Raw genomic sequence first — 19,873 nt, 5'->3', positions numbered from 1 at the left:
TACATACGGAAATTTGAGGATAATCAATTTTTGCAATGGATAACGAAACTAGTGAAAACGTTCTGGCTGATCGAGATATCAAAAATTTAGGTGGCCGGACCGAAATTGACGATGTGGACCTTTACCGCTTGTTTAATGTTTTGTGGTCCGGGAAATACATTATTCTCGCATTTGTCTTTGTTTCTGCTGTAATCTCAGTATTGTATTCTCTTTCTTTGCCCAATATGTACAGGGCAAGTGTTTTGGTAGCGCCTTCTGACAGGCTTTCGTCCAACCAAGTTTCGGGAGCAAGTAGTCGGTTGCAAGGGTTGGCAGGTCTGGCCGGATTGGGTGGTAGCACAGGTGATGTGGATACCATTCAATTGGCCCTCCAGGTTATGCAATCTAGATACTTTCTGCTGCGGTTTGCGGATAAATATAATTTGGATGTGCCTCTGTTTGCAGGGAAAGAATGGCAGCGAGACTCTAATGTTCTGATTATTGATGAAAATATCTATGATACAAAAAAGGAAAAATGGCTCAGGGTAGTAAAAGGAAATAAGGGATCCGAGCCTTCCGATTTTGAGGTGTTTGAGAGACTTTCAGAGAACCTTCAAATTTCCCGCAATGAAGAAAATGGCTTTATTTCAATAAGCATGGAATCATTGTCGCCTTATTTGGCCAAACAGTGGGTCGATGCCATTGTGTACGAGATCAACAATGAAATCCGGCAAAAACATATCCTGACAGCAGACCGCAATATAAAATATATCGAGGGCAAACTTGCGAAAACTGACGTTGCCGCTATCAGGAATATATTTTTTGAACTGGTAGAAAAAGAAATTCAGAACAAGCTCATGGCCGAAACCGCCGACGAATATGTGTTTATGGTTGTTGACCCGGCGGTGGTTCCTGAAAAGAAAAGCCGACCTGCAAGAGCAGTCATTTGCATTGTAGGTGTTTTTCTTGGAGGTTGCTTGGGCTTGGTTGCTATTTTTGTTAGAAACTTTATCCGAAACTACCCAGGGCGTCAGTCTGGAAATGGTGCGGAATGATTTTGCCCATGAGGCTTATTTGAGACTTTTAAGTATAAGGTACTAAATATGAAAAAATTCGGAATTATCGGTGCCGCGGGTTATATCGCGCCAAGGCATATGAAGGCAATCGCGGATACCGGCAATATCCTTGTCGCGGCTTTGGATAAAAATGACTCTGTCGGCATTATTGACAGTTATTTCCCTGATGCCGACTTTTTTACAGAGTATGAACGTTTTGACCGGCATGTGGATAGAATGCGCCGCAGAGGTGAGCCGCTCGACTATGTTTCCATCTGCTCCCCGAACTATCTGCATGACTCCCATATGCGCTTTGCGTTGCGCGCCGGTGCCGATGCCATCTGTGAAAAGCCCCTGGTACTTAACCCGTGGAATATCGAAGGCCTGCAGGAAATCGAGAGGGATACCGGCCGGCATATCAATACCATTCTCCAGCTTCGCCTGCATCCCAGCATTATTGAACTGAAGGAAAAGGTCGAAGCGAAGGCCTCTGATCGGAAGCATGAGGTCGATCTGACCTACATTACCTCCCGCGGTCACTGGTATCTGGTCTCCTGGAAAGGCGATGTAAACAAATCCGGCGGCGTCGCAACCAATATCGGTGTGCACTTCTACGACATGCTGCACTTTATTTTTGGCGCCCTTCAGGAAAATGTCGTGCATTATTCCTCCGACACCACGGCCGCCGGCTACCTGGAATATGAAAAAGCACGGGTGCGCTGGATCCTGTCTGTGGATGCCGACAATCTTCCGGAAAGCGCCAAGGAAACCGGCCAGAGGACCTATCGCAGTATTACGGTTGACGGAGAAGAGATCGAATTTTCCGGCGGATTTACCGACCTGCACACACTCAGCTATCAGGAAATTCTCAAGGGGAATGGTTTCGGGCTCGAGGAAAATATTGTGGCCATTGAGACCGTTGCAAATATTCGCACCATGACCCCCCAGGGCAAAGTGGGTGAATATCACCCCTTCCTTGACAATATCCTGGACTAGCCGGATATGGGGGAGGAAGCAATGTCCTACACGGTTCATGACAGTGCAATTGTTGACGAAGGGGCCAGTATCGGCGAGGGCAGCCGGATTTGGCACTGGGTCCATATCTGCGGCGGCGCGCGTATCGGCAAGGGCTGTTCGCTCGGACAGAATGTTTTTGTCGGCAATGCCGTCTCTATCGGCGACAATGTAAAAATCCAGAACAATGTCTCGGTCTATGACAATGTCACCCTTGAGGATGATGTGTTCTGCGGCCCGAGTATGGTTTTCACCAATGTCTATAACCCGCGCTCCGCGGTCAACCGAAAGGCGGAATATCGCGACACGCTGGTTAAAAAAGGCGCGACACTGGGCGCCAACAGCACAATTGTCTGCGGGACGACCATCGGCCGCTATGCTTTTGTCGGTGCCGGTGCAGTGATAAACCAGGATGTGCCGGACTATGCCCTGATGGTCGGGGTCCCGGCAAAGCAGATCGGCTGGATGAGTGAGTATGGTGAACGGCTCGACCTGCCCCTGACAGGGGAGGCCACAACAGTGTGTGAGCACACGGGCGACGTCTATCATCTGAAAAATGGTCAAATTTCAAAAGAGTTGGGGCAGGGATAATGCAGTTTATTGATCTCCAGGCACAATATCAGGCGCTTAAAGAGCGTATCGATTCACGCATCCAGGCCGTTCTGGACCATGGACAATATATCATGGGACCGGAAGTCCGCGAACTGGAAGAAAATCTCTCCGACTATGTCGGGGTAAAACATTGTATCTCCTGCGCCAACGGCACGGACGCCCTGCAGCTCGCCATGATGGCCCTGGAAGTGGGGCCGGGTGATGCGGTTTTCACCACCACATTCACCTTCTTCGCCACCGCCGAGGTGATCCCGCTGGTCGGGGCGACGCCGGTGTTTGTGGATATTGACGCGCAGACCTACAATATCGATCCTGTCAAACTGGAACAGGCCATCGAAAAAGTGATCGCCGAAGGTGAGCTTACCCCGAAAGTCATTATCGCCGTAGACCTGTTTGGGTTGCCGGCCGACTATCCGGCGATCGAAGCGATCGCAAAGAAATATAATCTGAAAATTGTCGAGGATGCCGCCCAGGGCTTCGGCGGCAGCATCAACGGCCGCAAGGCCGGTAGTTTTGGTGACCTGGCGACCACCAGTTTCTTTCCCGCCAAGCCGCTGGGCTGCTATGGCGACGGCGGCGCCCTGTTTACGGACGATGATGACCTGGCCGAGATGCTGCGGTCCCTGCGTGTGCACGGCAAGGGTACGGACAAATATGATAACGTCCGTATTGGCCTCAACAGCCGCCTGGATACCCTCCAGGCTGCGGTGTTGCTGGAAAAACTGGCGGCGTTCCCGGCCGAGCTTGAAGCCCGCCAGGACGTGGCTGGCCGTTACAGCGATGCCCTTGGCGAGCAGTTTGTCGTACCCCATGTTCCGGCGGGCTATGTGTCTTCCTGGGCGCAGTATACGCTGCAGCCAAAGAGCGGCAGTCGTGAGGACTATATGTCCCGGCTCAAAGACGCCGGCATTCCTTCGGTGATCTATTACGGCCGCAATATGCATGAACAGACCGCCTTCAAGGGCGCGGGCAACAGACTGAACGATCTTTCGGTTGCCGAAAAGGCGGCCCGGAATGTCTTCAGCCTGCCGATGCATCCTTATCTGGATGCTGAACAATCCGCAGAAGTGATTGAAAAGTTGAAGGATTCGAAGTGCTGAATTTTGTTCGGTCCAGGAGTGAATTTACCAGGCATGTTCTCACTCTGATGACTGGAACGACAATAGCTCAGGCTGTGCCGATTGCTGTTTCCCCCATCCTGACCCGGCTTTATGCGCCCGGGGACTACGGAATTCTGGCGCTGTATGTGTCGCTGGCGACAATTTTCGGGGCCGTGTCCAACGGCAGGTACGATACTGCTGTCATGCTGGCGGAAACTGATGAGGACGCCATCAATGTGGCGAGCCTGGGTATCATCATTGCGGTTTTTGTGTCCCTGGTTTTACTGGCTGTCGTGGTTTTTCTGGGCGCGGAGATAAGCGAAGCCCTGGGCCATGCTGAGATCAGGAATTTTCTCTATTTCATCCCGGTTTCTGTGTTTTTTACCGGGCTGTTCAATATCTTAAATTATATCAATACGCGCAAGAAAACCTTCAAAAATACCGCGAACGCAAACATATTCAAGTCCCTGCTGGTTGCTGTCGTGCAGATTTCGATGGGGCTATTCTCGTTTGGGGCCCTGGGACTGATCACTGGCCAGTTAACGGCCAATATCGGCGCCAACATCAAATTGTTGTTCCGGCTTCCTTTGAAGCTCAATCTCCGGGAAACCGTCTCTTGGCTCCGGATAAAACAACTGGCCTACAGATACCGGGACTTCCCCAAATTCACGATCTGGGCGACCCTGGCGAATAGCCTGTCGAGCAATGTCGTGAATATCCTGATCTCAACATTCTTTTCGGTATCCACACTGGGGCTGTATTCGATTTCCCAGCGCATCCTTGGAATGCCCACCGTTCTGGTCGGGACTGCGGTTGGGCAGGTGTTCTGCCGGGAAGCGGTGGAGGAGAAAAAGGCAACCGGAAAGGCCGTCAAGACATTCAACTCGACGTTTGTGAAGCTCTGTATCATTTCTATTCCGGCGTTTTTGGTGTTGTGGTTTGTCGTGGAGGATGCCTTTGCTCTGGTTTTTGGCGAGAACTGGAGGATTGCCGGTGTTTACGCCAGGCATTTAATTCCTCTTTTTGCAATCCGCTTTGTAGCATCTTCGATGATCTTGATATTACCCACATTTGAAAAGCAGCTGGCGTCCCTAGTCTGGCAACTGGCATTGCTGGCTATTTCTGTGCTGCTGATCTATTCATCGTCTCTACTGAGTTGGGACTTTGAGTTCTTTTTACATGTGTACAGTCTTGTCCTGTCGTTTCACTATGTAGTTTTGCTTTGTCTGATCTGGTTGGTTACCAGGTCATATATTTAAGGGTTTGGTAGAATGAAAATATTGATTGTCGGTCTTACGTCTACTGCAATAGGAGGCATGGAATTTCATAATCTGGGCAATTATATCATTATGGAGCCACTCATCGAGGAACTTCAGAATACTTTTCCCGGCGCCGAGATCAGAACATCAATACAGATGTCTGATGATTATTGTCGGAAATGGAATATTGTGTCCCTCCGGGATAAGAGGTTTTTCAGGTATAAATTTACTACCGGGCTGCGCACAATCGCTGATATTTTTAAAGTAAGCCTCTGGAAGGTTTTCTCCTGTGTGGGGTTGAAGCTGGACGGACTGCTTCAGAGCAGCCTGCTTCTTCGGGAAATTAAAGACGCTGACCTGGTTATTGATTTCAGTGGCGATGTCTATGGCGATAACGCCCATTACCGTGCATTCCTTGAAGCGAATGCGCGACTCTGGTTTGCAATGGTGATGAAAAAGAAGATCGCCATGATTATCGGCTCTCCCGGTCCGTTCAAGTCAGCTTGGCGTAAAATTATTGCTAAATATATTTTGAGGAATGTTGATCTGCTGACCAATCGCGAGGCCGTCTCGACGGAGTTGTTGGCCGATATGGGGATCACAGGGGAGCATATTTATTCTACAGCCTGCCCGTCCGTTTTGTTTCGCAAGGAACCGGACGAAAATATGGTGCAGATCCTTGAAACGGAAGGCCTCAACCAGGTAAGGCAAAGGCCTCTTGTGGGGCTGATCCTTTGTGGCTGGAATATGCCGGTAGGGCCCTATAACAGGTGGCCGAGGGAAGACGTGGAGTATTCGTCGTTTGTCGAATTAGTACGTTATCTGATAGAGGAAAAGAATGTCGATGTCTGTTTGATGTCACATCAGAATGGCACAGATGACGAGATGAGATTGCAGCCGGCAAATGACCACAAATTGATTGCCAGATTGATGGAGATTATAGGCAATAAGTATCCTGAAGATCGTTTGTTTACTCTGAAGGGGCTTTATACAGCGGCCCAGAGTAAAGCCATCATTTCGCATTTCGATATATTGGTAAGTGGTCGTATTCACGGAGCGGTACAGGGGCTTTCGCAGGGGATACCCTCCGTCATCATTGACTATGGTCATGAACCCAAGGCACATAAACTTAAAGGGTTTGCCAGAATCTATGATGTTGAGGATTTTGTCGTCGACCCGACCAATGCCGATCAATTGAAGGAGACGGTTTCAAAAGTGCTGGAAAACAGGGGGGAGATTGCGGAAGGACTGGAAAAAAGAATTCCTCTCGTGAAAGAACTGACAATGAAAAATTTCACTCTTTTGCACGAGTTGGCATACGGGAAAGCTTGAGGCGGTCCTGTATCGGGCCGGTCATTGATGTCCGATCGGCGGCCTTTAAGGAACCACTGTCATCCAAAGAGCGAACAGCTTAGATTTGAAGAAAAAACTGAAAAAGATTATCAGGTATCTTGTCTCCAGGCTTTACGCCCATGAGATTTTGTACCTCTACAGACATAAGGTACCGCGAGATATTCATTCCGAAGCTCGTATAGAACTGGCTACGCCTGAGAATCTGGGTACCCTTAAAGCTTTTCAGACTGATGACCAGATTGCAAAATTCCAGGAATTTCTTGAGGCCGGAGATATTGGATATCTGGCGTTTCTGGGAGACCAGTGTGTACACAGAAGTTGGGTGGTCGTCCGCAAGGGGGACATAAAGCTTCACTGGTCTTTGTCACATGCTCTGGCAGAAGGCGAGGCTTATATTCACTATTGTGAAACTGCTCCTGCCGCAAGGGGGAAAAAAGTGTATCCCGCCGTGCTCTGCAGAATATGCTCTGACCTGAACAGGGATTTCAATATTTTTATTAACGTCAATAAAAAGAACCTGGCTTCCATTTCAGGTATTGAAAGAGCAGGTTTTGAGAAAGTCGTGGAAAACCGGATATTGATTGTCATGGGGCTTAAATTCCATAAAGCAATATTATTTGAGAACGAGGTTTGATAATTTTACCGTATGGATGCCAAGAAAAAATATCGTGAGCTATGCCGGCAGGAGAAGACGATCCCATTGTTTAACAGGGACTGGTGGCTTGACAGTGTGTGCGGCGAGAATAACTGGGATGTTTCCCTGGTAGAAAAAAAAGACGCCATTGTGGCTGCGCTCCCCTACATTTTGACGCGGAAACTGGGCATAGTGGTTATTCGGCAACCTAAGCTTACCCAGTGTTTGGGGCCGTGGATAAGGCAAACGGATGCCAAATACTCCAAGAAAATCGGACATGAGAACTCGTTGATTGGCGAGTTGTATGACCAGTTGCCGAAATTCGATTACTATAGCCAGGCATGGAACAGTTCCTGCACGAACTGGCTGGCACTATATTGGCGGGGATTTAGTCAGACGACCCGCTACACCTATGTGATCGAAGGCCTTTCAGACCTGGAGAAAGTTTTTGCCGACTTTGAATCCAGCTATCGAAATAAAATAAGAAAGGCTGACAAGCTGGTTAGCGTCAGTATGGACCTGGATATTGATGAGTTTTACGATATCAATATGCTTACTTTTAAACGTCAGGGATTGTCCGCCCCCTACAGTCGCGAATTTATAAGAAGACATGACCGTATCTTATCAGAAAACAATGCGAGGAAAATTTTCTATGCAAGGGATGAGGAAGGTCGCATTCACTCTGCATTGTATTTAACTTGGGATGACTCCTCCAGTTATGTGCATATGGTGGGGGAAGACCCGGACTTGAGGAACAGTGGCGCCGGGATACTGTTGATCTGGAAAGCTATCCAGTATACGGCCAATGAATTGGGATTGGATAATTTTGATTTTGAAGGAAGTATGTTAACAAACGTGGAGCGTGTCAGGCGAGATTGTGGCGGTCAGCAAAAGCCCTATTTCTATATTACGAAATATAATTCTCGTTTATTGCGTTTCAAAGATGCGCTGAAGGCTCTGTTGACGAAAGGACATAGGTAGATGCCTGCCTTCAATATATACATTCCTCCCTTCTGTATGGATGAATCGCGATATATTATTGAAGAGCTGATTGGGGAGTTTCTGGGGCTCGAGTTCGAAATAGAAACGTGGGACAACCCATATTATCTGGTCGAACATGAAGGCAAGTCGATCGAACTGCCCGCAGATTTCTTCCAAAGGGCGGAGACTGACTGGCTGTCTCCTGAGACACTTCCGACACGGCCTCTTTCCTGTTGGGATAGTCGATCAGCAAAGATGGAGATTCTGCTGTCAGCGCCTGACGTCCCGGTTATATTCGGACGTCCTGAACTGACAATCTCCGACAGTGGCATAAAAATCAGTATCGATATCTTTGGGTCTGCTTTTTTTATGCTCTCTCGGTATGAGGAGGCAGTGACGAGCGTTACTGATCAGCATGGCCGTTTTTCGTCGGAAACATCGATCGCCAGACAGGAAGGGTTTTTGCTCAGACCGATTGTCAATGAATATCTTGAAATACTCTGGTCGTGTATCCGCCAGCTTTGGCCAGATACGGCGCGTCGTCCAAGAGAATTTAAGACAATTGTCAGTGCGGATGTTGATGTTCCCTATCACCGTATAAACAAGAGTCTGCCGGGGATGCTTAAACGGTTGGCCGGACATCTGGTCGTGAGGAAAAAACCACAACTCATACCTGGCACGATTCTGAACTATATTGCGTTCAAGTTCAATGTTTTGCGGTTCGATCCGTTATATCGGGATTTGCTCTGGATAATGGATGTGAATGAAGGGATTGGCAATAGAGTTACCTTTTATTTTCTCTCCAACCCAACGGACCCACAGTATGACGGTTGTTATAAACTGGACGAGCCGGGTATCCGCAATCTTGTCAAAGAAGTATATCGTCGCGGTCATATTCTTGGGCTCCACCCTGGATATCTGACTTTTCTAAATCGGGACAAAATGTTGAAGGATGTGACAAACCTGCAACGGGCTCTTGAAAGGGAAAAAATTCCGGAAACTGTTACGCAAAGCCGGCAGCATTATTTGCGTTGGAAAACCCCTGATACTGCGGCCATCCTGGAAGATGTTGGAATTACGATAGACTCCTCTCTTTCCTATTCCGATCATGCGGGCTTCAGGAGCGGGACCTGTTATGACTATAATTTCTATGATGTTGTGGCCAGACGGAAGCTATCCCTGAAAGAGCGCCCCTTGATTGTCATGGAACATTGTGTGCTGGACAAAAACTGTATGAATTTGCAGGGCAGGGATGCGATTTCCTGCATTCAGGAGTTGAGAAGGCTGTGCAGGATGTTTAGGGGCAATTTTACGTTATTATGGCACAATTCCAGTTTTAATGAGGAAATTGATAAGAAAATATATCAGGAGTGTATAAGTTAACTGATGGCGCTTCTGACTTGTCCATGGCTGCAACATTTCTCCCGCGAAACAGGAAAGCATGTGCGATGCTTATAGTGGAATTCTGCAATTCGAGGAGCGAAGAACTCTTTGGGTATATTATTGGGTGTGTGAATGATTACGATAGTTGATTACGATGTGGGCAATCTCGGCTCAGTAAAAAACATGCTTAAAAGAATTGGTGCAGACAGTATCATTACGAGTAGTAGGGATGAAATACTGGCTGCGGAAAAAATAATACTTCCCGGGGTGGGAAAGTTTGATCACTGTGCGGAGAAACTGGAATCTTCCGGTCTAAGGGATTGCCTGGAAAAGAAAGCTCTGACCGATAAGATACCTTTTCTAGCTATTTGTGTCGGGATGCAGCTTCTGACAAAGGGGAGTGAAGAAGGAATTCTTCCGGGACTGGGGTGGATTGACGCTGAAACCAGGAAATTCAGGTTCGAGGAGGATAAATATCGTTCCCTGAAAATCCCCCATATGGGCTGGAATAAAGTCGTTCCGGAAGAAAATAACCCTTTATTTGAGGGATTTGACAGTGAAAATACAAAATTTTATTTTTGCCATTCCTTTCATGTAATATGCAACTCTCCTGAGAATGTGGGGGCCAAGACAAATTATGGATATGAATTTTCTTCAGCTATTCGGAAAGAAAATATTTTTGGGGTTCAGTTCCATCCGGAAAAAAGCCACAGATATGGTTTCCAGTTGTTCCAAAATTTTGTGGGGATGTAAGATTTGCTAAGTGTGAGAGTAATTCCTACTTTGCTTCTTGGAGAAGGCGGACTTGTAAAGACCGTCAACTTTAAAAAGCCCAAATATGTCGGCGATCCAATCAACGCGGTTAAAATATTCAATGAAAAGGAAGTCGATGAGATTCTGATAGCGGATATTTATGCTTCAGAAGAGGGGCGAGGGCCCGATATTGATTTTATAAAAGAAGTGGCTTCCGAATGTTTCATGCCGCTTTGTTATGCGGGGGGGATTTCCAATCTGGATCAAATACGCGCCATATTTAAGATCGGCGTCGAAAAAGTGTCGTTGAATTCTTCGGTACTGGAAAACCTCGAACTGGTTAGCGAAGCCTCGAAAATATATGGGGCCCAAAGTATTGTAGTGACTATGGATGTTGCCAGGAATTTCTTCGGAAAATATTCTGTGTATGGGCGACGCGGGAAGAAAAACTTGTCGCTGGATCCAGTGGAATATGCAAAACAAGCAGAAGCAGCTGGTGCTGGTGAACTGGTTATTAATTCCATAGATCGGGATGGAACCGGTAAAGGTTACGATCTTGAACTTATCGAAAAAATTAGCAATGCGGTTAATATCCCCGTTGTCGCTTGTGGGGGCGCCGGGGAGCTGCAGCATTTCCGCGAGGCAGTGGATGCCGGGGCTTCAGCAGTTGCCGCGGGAAGTTTTTTTGTCTTTGTTGGTAAACATCGCGCTGTATTAATTACTTATCCCGATATAAAAGAACTGGATAGGTTGTTCGGCAATAATTGAATTTGATTACAAGACCCCAGGATCGGAATTATGACTCCATCGACAGACTACCAGATTTGTACCAGATGTATAATGGACACCAGCGATCCAGACATCGCATTTAATGAAGAAGGGGTTTGCAGTCACTGTACCTACTTTGACGAAGAGGTGATACCCAACTGGTTTCCTGGGAATGAGGAAGGGCAGAGAAGGCTGTCCGCCATGGTCAAGGAAATCAAGGACTGGGGAAAAAATAAAGAATATGATTGTTTGATTGGCTTGAGTGGAGGCGTTGACAGCAGCTACCTTGCATATCAGGTCAAGGAAGTTTTGGGTCTGCGTCCTTTGGCAGTGCATGTCGATGCGGGCTGGAATTCGGAACTGGCTGTCCAGAATATCGAAAACATTGTAAAGAAGCTGGACATTGACCTTTACACCTATGTGGTGGATTGGCCGGAAATGAAGGATCTGCAGTATGCTTATCTGAAATCCGGTGTAGCCAATCAGGACGTACCTCAAGACCATGTTTTCACAGCTACACTGTACCGGACCGCAAAAAAACATGGGATCAAATATTTCCTCGGGGGAAGTAACAAAGCCACCGAGGCCATCCTGCCTAGTTCCTGGGGCTATAATGCCCTGGACTTGACCAACCTGCTGGATATTCACAAGAAGTTTGGGAAAAGAAAACTCAAGACCTATCCCACAATCTCATTTTTTGAGTATTATATATACTTCCCGTATATTTTCGGCCTGAAAAAGTTCCGTCCCCTCGATTGGATGGATTATCGGCGGGACGCGGCTGTCGCCCTGATTGAAGAGAAACTCAATTGGCGGAACTACGGAGAAAAGCATCATGAGTCCCGGTTTACCAAGTTTTTCCAGGCCCATTATTTGCCTCATAAATTTGGCTATGATAAACGGCGGGCCCATCTTTCAAGTCTGATCTTGTCCGGTCAGATTAGTCGCGATCAGGCGCTCAAGGAAATGGAAGTGCCCCTATACGATCCTGTTGCACTGCAGGAGGATAAGGAGTTCGTGGCAAAAAAACTGGGTTTTTCAATGAATGAGTTTGAGTCACTTCTCAATGAGCCGGGAAAAGACAATCATGAGTACAAGACCCAGGATAAGTTTTTCAAGTTCAAGGACAAGATAAAGAAAATGCTGGCGGGATAAATGCCGAGGATGACTGTCAACTGGTCGTTGCATGAAACAGCGCTTTTTCTGATAGCGTTGACAAATGTCACCGCATTCGTTGGTATGGCTTTCCCCTATGGTTTCCCGCTGTTCAGCTTCCTTGTATTGCTTTGCCTTGCCTTGACCTTTTTTGCCTTGCTGGTTCAGCCGGGGAAATCTTTTTTCGGGAAAAGAAGCACCCCGTTTCTCTCGTTTTATCTATTAATTGTCGCGTCCTTTTTTTACGCCTTGGTCGTTAGTGAAGGGGCGTTGGGAGCTCGGGAATCCAATAATCTAATAAACCTGGTCAGTCTGACCTTGTTATTTGCGATATCCCTATTCTGGGTAAGTTCAGAAGAGGCTCTAAGTTCTTTTTATTCCCGGTTTCAATATCTAATGATCGTTTTTGCTGGTCTGGTCGGGATAGCCGGCCTTCACAAGCTTTACATGTTCAGCAAAGGTGTTCTGATAGAACGATATTTTGCAGGTTCGGTTTATCCAATCGGGACGTCCCTGGTAAATGATTACAATTTTTATGCTCTGTCCCTTATTTGTGCGCTGGTCTACTGCATAAAAGTGATAATCGAAGAGAAGCGTTTCCTGCCACTCCTGCTCTGTTCAGTCGTGTCTCCGATACTTCTGATCAATATCGCACTCAGCGGCTCCAGGCGAGCGATAGTTGTTCTGGCTTTAATCCTTTTATTTGTTATGTGGCGTTTTTTTTACTCGTCTGCCAAAGCGGCATCTGAATTTTTTGGGGCGAGGGTCTCGAGGAAGTTACTCTATCTGTTGTTAGTTGGAGTTATCCTAAGCCCCGGTGTGATTGCCGTAGCGCCCAAGGTGCTGGAGGCGGATAGTGGTACCTTTGAAAAAATCGAGTATCGAATAAATACCCTTTGGAAACTCATGGACAGACAATCGGGGAGTTCCTCTCCGACAGAGGCAAGAACAAAACGCTGGGCAATGGCTATAGAAATATTTGACGATTTCAGCCTGTTTGAAAAAGCCTTTGGCGACGGTTTTTCTTATTATAAAAGCTTGCGGGAAAATAATCTGCAGCCCGATACACAGGGGTATCCGCACAATCTGTTCTTTTCGCTTTTACTTTCCAACGGCCTGGCTGGGGCTCTGATAACGATAAGCAGTTTCCTTTACTTCGCTTATCTTGCCTGGACGATCAGGAAATCCCAGCCTGAACTTTTATCTCTGTTTTTGATTTTCTTCTTTTATATTTCGACAAGCGGAGATCAATGGTTCTCCGTCAAACCTCATTTAATTCTGATATTTACCATTTTTTATTTCTACCGACTGAAAGCCGTCAATGAAAAACCTGCACATCTCGTTAACCAGTTTTAAGAATGAAAGCCGACTGACCAGAGAGGCAAATAGCCTTTTGGGATCCGCACTTGTGCAGGGTATCTATGTCGCGGCCTTATGGGAAGAGGGATTGAAGGAACGTGAAATCACTTCCGGGGGCATAGAGGTATGGCGTGTCCGTCTGGCGACAAGGCCGTTACCCAAAAACATATTCTTTCAGATTATAAAATATCTTGAGTTTTCCCTGCGTCTCCTTGTCTTTTACAGGAACAAGGATGTTGGAATGGTAAACTGCCATTCTCTGGGCCTGCTCCCGCTTGGCTGGCTATTTAAAAAAATATATGGCTCAGTTTTGATCTATGATGCACACGAACTGGAAACGGAGAAGAACGGTCTGAAGGGACAGCGTCAAAAACTGGCAAGAAAACTTGAGCGCTTTTTTATAACATCCGTTGATCTGGTCATCGTCGTCGGCAATGCCATAGCCGAGGAGTACAGGAAAACCTATTCACTCGGTAATGTAGTCACAGTTATGAACTGTCCCAAACTTCTCTATAAGCAAAGGCCGGCCAACAACAGTTTCAGGAAAGAGTTTGGAATATCTGACGAGAAAATAATTTTTCTCTATCAGGGGGTCCTGTCCCGGGGGCGCGGAATTGAAGACATAATCGAGGCCTTCAGCGCGCTTCAGGGAAAAGGCGACAAGGTTCTGGTATGCATGGGGTACGGGTCTTTGGAGAAAACTGTCGAGGACGCGGCAAGTCGATATGAGAATATTTATTTTCATCCTGCTGTTCCTCCGGATGTGCTACCGGAATACACAGCCTCCGCGGATGTCGGACTGTGTCTGATTGAGCCTGTATGCAAAAGCTATGAACTATGCCTGCCGAATAAGTTTTTTGAATATGCGATGGCAGGCGTCCCGGTGATCGCCTCTGATCTGCCCGAGATGAGAGGAATGGTCCAAACATATAACAATGGTGTTCTTGTCCCGCCGAATGATGTTGAGCGGCTGGTGCAGGTTATCGAGCAAACCACACCGGAAGACTTCAGTAAAATGGCGGACAACACCCGTAAACTGGTCGAGGAGCTTAATTGGGAAACCCAGGAAAAAATTATGGTGACGGCCTATCAAAAGCTTCTGGCGAAAAAAAAATACCAAAATTGATCAGATAGTTGGGTTCGCTCTTTTTTTGGGGAATTATTCGGATATAACTAGAACCAATCCGTTACTGCTTTGGCGGGAACTGTCTTGGAGGAAAAAAGTTAGTGATAAAAATTTGCCATCTTACTTCTGTGCATCCCAGAAATGATGTGCGTATTTTTCATAAACAGTGCAGGTCCCTTGCCAAAAATGGTTTTGATGTCCAGCTGATTGTTGCGGATGGATTGGGCGATGAAGTCAGAGACCAAGTCAAAATTGGAGACGTAGGTAGGCTCCCGAGCAGGCTTAAAAGGGTCGTAATTACCGGACGGCGGATATTAAAAAAAGCCCGGGAAATTAACGCGGATATATATCATTTCCACGACCCCGAGCTGATACCTGTTGGCCTTCTGTTGCAATGCAGGGGCAAAAAGGTGGTCTATGATGTTCATGAAGACCTGCCGCGACAGATAATTTCCAAGCCGTGGATTCCTCCATATTTAAGGAAACCAATTTCCTGGACAGCCGAAAAGATTGAAAATTTCCTGTCTCGCTTTTTTTCTGCGGTCGTGACGGCCACTCCATTCATCAGGGATCGTTTCCTGAAAATAAACAGCAGAGTTGTTGATGTTAACAACTTCCCCCTTTTGGAGGAATTTTCCTATCAACCTGATGCCGAAAAAGGTCAAAACGAAATTTGTTATGTGGGAGGGATTACAAAGGCACGGGGAATATTCCCCCTGATAGAGGCTTTGGCCAACACCACTGCGGTTCTGAATATTGCCGGCATTTATAAAGTCCCTGGTCTGCGGGATGAATTAAGCAGTATGCCCGGCTGGGAAAAAGTAGTGGAACATGGTTTCTTGGATCGTAAGGGCGTTGCGGACCTTCTGGCAAGATCGAACGTGGGTATTGTTACGCTCCTTCCCATCGAAAATTACCTGGATTCTCTGCCGGTAAAAATGTTTGAATATATGGCCTCGGGATTGCCCGTGATCGCCTCTGATTTTCCCTATTGGAAGACCATTGTTGAAAAACATGACTGTGGTGTCTGCGTAGATCCCACTAATCCACGAGAAATCGCAGAAGCCATTGAGCATTTTCTGCGGGATAGTGAACTGGCGAAAAAGGTGGGTAAAAATGGGAGGAAAGCGGTGGAAGAGGTTTTTAACTGGTCGATCGAAGAAAAAAAAATGATCAGTATATACCGGGAAATGATGGCCGGGAACGGATCATGAATGAATTGAGTTTGGGAATTTAGTTGATGAACATCTGGTTATGGAACCATTTCGCAGGAGCCCCGGAAATCGGGATGGAATACCGTCCTTATTATTTGTCAAAATGGCTGACGAAGAAGGGGCACAAGGTTAGTATCTTTGCGTCTACGCCCCACCATCTCATGATAACTCCGCCGGAGGTCAGTGAAGATATCTCAACAATGGACATTGATGGGATCAATTACGTCTGGATCAAAGCCGCCGAATACCATTCCAATGGTTTGCGGAGGCTGCTCAATCACTTTTCCTATGCCTGGACCTTATTCAAAAATAACTTCTGTACAGTTTCCGGGCTCGAAAAGCCGGATGTTATTATTGCCTCTTCTCCTCATCCGTTCCATTATTTGGCTGCAAAGCGCTGGGCTACGAAATATAATTGCAAATTGATTTTTGAAGTCAGGGACCTGTGGCCTCTTAGCCTGACTGAACTCCTTGGAACGCCAAGCTGGCATCCCCTTGTCCTTCTATTGAGCTGGATCGAGAAATATGCCTACAGGACGGCCGATAGGGTGGTTTCTGTTTTGCCCTATACCTTTGAATATATGGAACCCAGGGGCGTTTCAAAAGAGAGGTTTGCCTATGTCCCTAATGGGATCGACCTGGGTTCGGTGCAAGCAGGAAGTTTGGAATCCGAAAACCCGACTTACCTGGAGATAAAGGAACTGAAAAAAAAGGGGAAGTTCATCATCGGTTATGCAGGGACTCATGGCATACCTAACCCTTTGGAGGAGTTGATTGGGGCGGCTGGTCTGTATCAGGAAAAATATGGTGATGACCTTGCGGTTGTCCTAGTCGGGCATGGGACTGAGAAAGAAAGGTTAATCGGCCTCTGTAGAGACGGCAATATCAGGAATGTATATTTTTTCGATCGTGTCCCGAAAAAAGATGTTGCTCCCATCGTCTCCCTTTTTGATGTGGGGTACATCGGGTTTGAAAATAAGGAATTCTACAAATATGGCGTGAGTGCCAATAAAATATTTGAATATATGGGCGCCGCAAAACCAATATTGATCAGCCACCTTACGGAGAAAAACCCGGTTACGGAAAGTGGTGGCGGGATACAGGTGCCCCCGTTGAGTCCTGAGAAACTCCTTGAGGCGGTTGTCGAACTGGAGGGAATGTCCGAAAATGATCTTAAAGACATGGGAGGAAGAGGCTACGCTTTTCTGCGGGAAAATCACCTTTATGAACGGTTGGCCGAGAAATACATCGAAATCATAAGGCAGATTTAAAAAGGGGACGGGAAATGTGCTTCTTTTCCGTCCCGTATATTTTACTCCTGGGAATAGCCGAGGCGCCGTAGCAAAGGGCCGGCAATTTTATCAAAATCCTCCAAATCCTGGTCAGTCAGTTCTTCTTTCCACTTATCCAGGCTAGTGGTTGTAATTACCGAACCGATGTAATCCTGGAATCCCGGATCGTCGGGTGAAATGCCCAGGAATTTGGCAATTTCGGTGAACTTTTCAACGGGATTCTGCACCAATTCTTCGTACCGGATCTCCATAAACTGAGACTTCGGCAGTTTGGCACACTGCTCCATACCTGTTTCAACACAGATTTTCCATTGTTTTGCACACAGAGCTGCGAGCGACATGTGTTTTGCGTCTTCTTCCATACCGGGCCACCTTGGCCCCCAGCTCCTCGCCCGGCCTTTACTGAGGAGCTTCCCAATAATTCTGTTTTTGAAGAAACGGAAAGCGACAACAGGTAAATCTGTAATTGGGATGGTTCTGCTTTTGGAAAAGAGATATGAGCCTGAATAACTGGTTGTCCAGCGTTTCATGGCGGAGGCAGTCACTCCCCGCCCATCCCTTATGATGTGGATAAACTTTGCTTCAGGCAGTCCTTTGTGCACATAAGATACCCTCAGTACATTGGCGACGGTCTTTTCAATAAGTTTTTTCTTGCCCGTATTGCGCAGGTTTTCTTCCAGCTTCTCCCGGATATATTTTCCTTTTTGTTCGGTGTAATGTAAATCCGGGTCAAGCATGTCATGGTTAAGAGAGACATTTCCATGGCACCAGAGATAATTCAGTTCGAAATCTGCAGTCGCCACATCGGAATGTGCGGCAAGTGCCTTGCGCATCATGGTTGTTCCCGACCTGCCGGCGCCAACAAGGATAATAAAGTTATCTGTCATTTCTTTTCCAGTTGAGTAGTGATCGGGCTATTTACCTTAAATCGTTACCCAGGTCATTATCCATTCTGGACAGAAAATTTGGGCAATGTGGGATAAATTCTGTACAGCAGATTACTGTTGGGAAACAATACTACCCATGCGGTCACAAGAATGATCAGCAGGTCCATCAGAAAACTCTGATTGTCCATGTACCATTTTTCCAGCCGGGCCTTATGTGGAATAATCTGGTTTCTATAACAATCATCATAATCTGAGGCCTCTGCCAAAATATTTTCTTCATCCCTGAAGGCTATGGAGCCTATGCCGGTGATTCCTGGTCTGAGGTTATTTAATACCTCGTCAAATTCCGGAGGATAGGAAGCATGTATACCAAGAGTTTGTGGTCTGGGGCCGACAAAGCTCATTGTTCCCACTAACACATCCCACAACTGAGGTAGTTCATTAATTTTGGTTTTTCTCAGGAACTTTCCGAAAGGTAAAACACGCGGGTCATTTTTAAGGGTTACGTCTCCAGCTCCGATATTGGGGCTATTCTTCTGCATGGTTGCAAATTTTGTGATGAAAAAGGGTTTGTTCCCTGTTCCCATTCTCTCTTGTCTGTAGAAGACCTCCCCTTCGCCTGTAAAACGAAGGATAAGCATGACAGGGATAAGCAGAGGCGACAAAATGATTAACAGTATAAGTGCCAAGGAAAAATCAAAAACACGTTTCATCGATCAGTTACCTGGCTTTAGGGTCGCAATTTCCATCACTTTACGGACGGCGTTACACATATTTTCAATTTCATCATGCGTCAAAGTATGATGTACATTAAACATTAATGCAGTTTCTCCCAGTCTCCTTGCCACAGGAAGCCTTTCCGGAGGCCTGAAGTTTTCCGGCCCGTTAAAGGCGTTTTCAAGATAAATTTCTGAACAGGCTCCATCGGTTACAGGAAGGCCTTCAGCCCTTAAAGCTTCCCGAACTTCTGAACGGTTCCAGTTCCGCGCAAGATGCGTCTCATCGACATAGGTATATAGTTTGTAACTGGCATGGAAATAGTCGGCAGAGGGCGTTGGCGTTTTCAGGGAAGGGAATTTATCGAAACATTCCTTTAGCATTGCCGCGTTACGGCGCCGCAAGTTTACCCATTCTTCCAGTTTCCTTAATTGAATCAAACCAATGGCGGCCTGCATTTCAGTCAGACGCCAGTTCGTTCCAAATCCTTCACACAACCACCTGAAACCCGGGGGGTGATCATAATTGAATACCTTGTCATAACCTCGGCCATGATCCTTGTAAGACCATGCTTTGTTCCAGACATTCTTGTCATTGGTGACGAGCATCCCCCCTTCGCCACCTGTTGAAATAATCTTGTCCTGGCAAAAGGAAAAACAACCGATATGACCAATTCCCCCCACTGGCCTGTCTTTGTAGAGGGCTCCATGGGCCTGGGCGCAATCTTCTATGACGAGCAAATTTTTCTGGTTTGCAAGCTCAAGAATAGGATCCATGTCACAAGGCCAGCCGGCGAGATGAACTGCAATGACTGCTTTGGTCCTGTCCGTAAGCTTGGCTTCTATTGTTTCTACCGTCAGGTTGCCACTGTCGATATCTACGTCGCAAAATACAGGAACCCCGCCCGCTGCTACGATGGCGCTGGCACTGGCGAAAAATGAACGGCTTGGGACGATAACCTCATCACCAGACTGGATATCAATAGCCTTAAGGGCTAACTCCAGGGCCAGGGTGCCGTTTGCAACGGCCACGCCGAATTTGCAATTGCATAAGGAGGCGAAAGCTTCCTCCAGCGCCGTGCATTTTGTACCGCCCCAGTAATTTACTTTTCCTGATCGGAGAACCTCCACTACTGCGGCGATTTCATCTTCCTCGTATAAGGGCCACGGTGAGAAGGGGGCAGGACAGGCCTTGGGCCCCCCGTTTATTGCAAGCAAGTTATCAGACATAAT

19 protein-coding genes are annotated in these 19,873 nt (G+C 46.9%); 16 read left to right on the top strand and 3 right to left on the bottom strand.

Going from position 1 to position 19,873, the window contains the following annotated elements; all coding sequences use genetic code 11:
- Nucleotides 1-35 precede the first annotated feature (35 nt).
- The 16 genes from FIV46_RS14970 (at nt 36) to FIV46_RS14895 (ending at nt 17,016) form a co-directional block, all read left to right on the top strand.
- Nucleotides 36-1,034 carry a Wzz/FepE/Etk N-terminal domain-containing protein gene (locus FIV46_RS14970; RefSeq protein WP_139941738.1) on the top strand — a complete coding sequence of 333 codons (999 nt, stop codon included), beginning with the start codon at nt 36-38 and terminating at the stop codon, nt 1,032-1,034.
- Nucleotides 1,035-1,082: 48 nt separating this feature from the next.
- Nucleotides 1,083-2,030 (top strand): Gfo/Idh/MocA family protein, encoded by a 948-nt coding sequence (locus FIV46_RS14965; protein ID WP_139941737.1) that lies wholly within the window; start codon nt 1,083-1,085, stop codon nt 2,028-2,030.
- Between the two features lie 21 nt (nt 2,031-2,051).
- Nucleotides 2,052-2,639: an acyltransferase gene (locus FIV46_RS14960; protein WP_139941736.1), complete on the top strand. Its 588-nt coding sequence runs from the start codon at nt 2,052-2,054 to the stop codon at nt 2,637-2,639.
- On the top strand, nt 2,639-3,760 hold the full coding sequence (locus tag FIV46_RS14955) for a DegT/DnrJ/EryC1/StrS family aminotransferase (RefSeq protein ID WP_139941735.1): 1,122 nt from the start codon (nt 2,639-2,641) through the stop codon (nt 3,758-3,760). Before FIV46_RS14960 ends, FIV46_RS14955 begins: the two co-directional genes overlap by 1 nt.
- 47 nt (nt 3,761-3,807) lie before the next feature.
- Nucleotides 3,808-5,019: an oligosaccharide flippase family protein gene (locus FIV46_RS14950; protein ID WP_139941734.1), complete on the top strand. Its 1,212-nt coding sequence runs from the start codon at nt 3,808-3,810 to the stop codon at nt 5,017-5,019.
- A gap of 12 nt (nt 5,020-5,031) precedes the next feature.
- The gene (locus FIV46_RS14945; protein ID WP_139941733.1) at nt 5,032-6,351 is read left to right on the top strand and encodes a polysaccharide pyruvyl transferase family protein; all 1,320 of its coding nucleotides are present in this window, start codon (nt 5,032-5,034) and stop codon (nt 6,349-6,351) included.
- An 85-nt stretch (nt 6,352-6,436) separates the two neighbouring features.
- Entirely contained in the window at nt 6,437-7,006 is a 570-nt protein-coding gene (locus FIV46_RS14940) for a hypothetical protein (protein WP_139941732.1), read from the top strand.
- A 12-nt stretch (nt 7,007-7,018) separates the two neighbouring features.
- A complete protein-coding gene (locus FIV46_RS14935; RefSeq protein WP_139941731.1) occupies nt 7,019-7,987 on the top strand; it encodes a GNAT family N-acetyltransferase in 969 nt (322 codons plus the stop codon).
- Entirely contained in the window at nt 7,988-9,370 is a 1,383-nt protein-coding gene (locus FIV46_RS14930; RefSeq protein WP_139941730.1) for a polysaccharide deacetylase family protein, read from the top strand.
- Between the two features lie 132 nt (nt 9,371-9,502).
- Nucleotides 9,503-10,123: an imidazole glycerol phosphate synthase subunit HisH gene (gene hisH, locus FIV46_RS14925; protein ID WP_139941729.1), complete on the top strand. Its 621-nt coding sequence runs from the start codon at nt 9,503-9,505 to the stop codon at nt 10,121-10,123.
- 12 nt (nt 10,124-10,135) lie between these two features.
- A complete protein-coding gene (locus FIV46_RS14920) occupies nt 10,136-10,891 on the top strand; it encodes an AglZ/HisF2 family acetamidino modification protein (RefSeq protein WP_219846148.1) in 756 nt (251 codons plus the stop codon).
- Nucleotides 10,892-10,963: 72 nt separating this feature from the next.
- Nucleotides 10,964-12,046, top strand: coding sequence for an N-acetyl sugar amidotransferase (locus FIV46_RS14915; RefSeq protein WP_219846147.1), 1,083 nt, complete (start codon nt 10,964-10,966; stop codon nt 12,044-12,046).
- A 9-nt stretch (nt 12,047-12,055) separates the two neighbouring features.
- The gene (locus FIV46_RS14910; RefSeq protein ID WP_181163257.1) at nt 12,056-13,402 is read left to right on the top strand and encodes an O-antigen ligase family protein; all 1,347 of its coding nucleotides are present in this window, start codon (nt 12,056-12,058) and stop codon (nt 13,400-13,402) included.
- Complete coding sequence (locus tag FIV46_RS14905; RefSeq protein WP_139941725.1) at nt 13,368-14,531, top strand: glycosyltransferase family 4 protein; 1,164 nt, start codon at nt 13,368-13,370, stop codon at nt 14,529-14,531. The genes FIV46_RS14910 and FIV46_RS14905 overlap by 35 nt, the downstream gene beginning before the upstream one ends.
- Nucleotides 14,532-14,632: 101 nt before the next feature.
- A complete protein-coding gene (locus FIV46_RS14900; RefSeq protein WP_219846146.1) occupies nt 14,633-15,745 on the top strand; it encodes a glycosyltransferase family 4 protein in 1,113 nt (370 codons plus the stop codon).
- A 26-nt stretch (nt 15,746-15,771) separates the two neighbouring features.
- Nucleotides 15,772-17,016 carry a glycosyltransferase family 4 protein gene (locus tag FIV46_RS14895; RefSeq protein ID WP_139941724.1) on the top strand — a complete coding sequence of 415 codons (1,245 nt, stop codon included), beginning with the start codon at nt 15,772-15,774 and terminating at the stop codon, nt 17,014-17,016.
- A gap of 41 nt (nt 17,017-17,057) precedes the next feature.
- On the opposite strand, the gene FIV46_RS14890 is transcribed toward FIV46_RS14895, so the two are convergent.
- Genes FIV46_RS14890 through FIV46_RS14880 form a run of 3 tightly spaced genes read right to left on the bottom strand, consistent with a single transcriptional unit; the run spans nt 17,058 to nt 19,870 of the window.
- The gene (locus tag FIV46_RS14890; protein WP_139941723.1) at nt 17,058-17,924 is read right to left on the bottom strand and encodes a sulfotransferase; all 867 of its coding nucleotides are present in this window, start codon (nt 17,922-17,924) and stop codon (nt 17,058-17,060) included.
- Nucleotides 17,925-17,980: 56 nt separating this feature from the next.
- Entirely contained in the window at nt 17,981-18,637 is a 657-nt protein-coding gene (locus tag FIV46_RS14885; protein ID WP_139941722.1) for a sugar transferase, read from the bottom strand.
- A 3-nt stretch (nt 18,638-18,640) separates the two neighbouring features.
- A complete protein-coding gene (locus tag FIV46_RS14880) occupies nt 18,641-19,870 on the bottom strand; it encodes a DegT/DnrJ/EryC1/StrS family aminotransferase (protein WP_139941721.1) in 1,230 nt (409 codons plus the stop codon).
- Nucleotides 19,871-19,873: the final 3 nt, after the last annotated feature.

The sequence above is a fragment of the Emcibacter nanhaiensis genome, from assembly GCF_006385175.1.
Taxonomy (GTDB): Bacteria; Pseudomonadota; Alphaproteobacteria; order Sphingomonadales; family Emcibacteraceae; genus Emcibacter; species Emcibacter nanhaiensis.
This window is presented reverse-complemented; position numbering and strand designations above follow the sequence as displayed.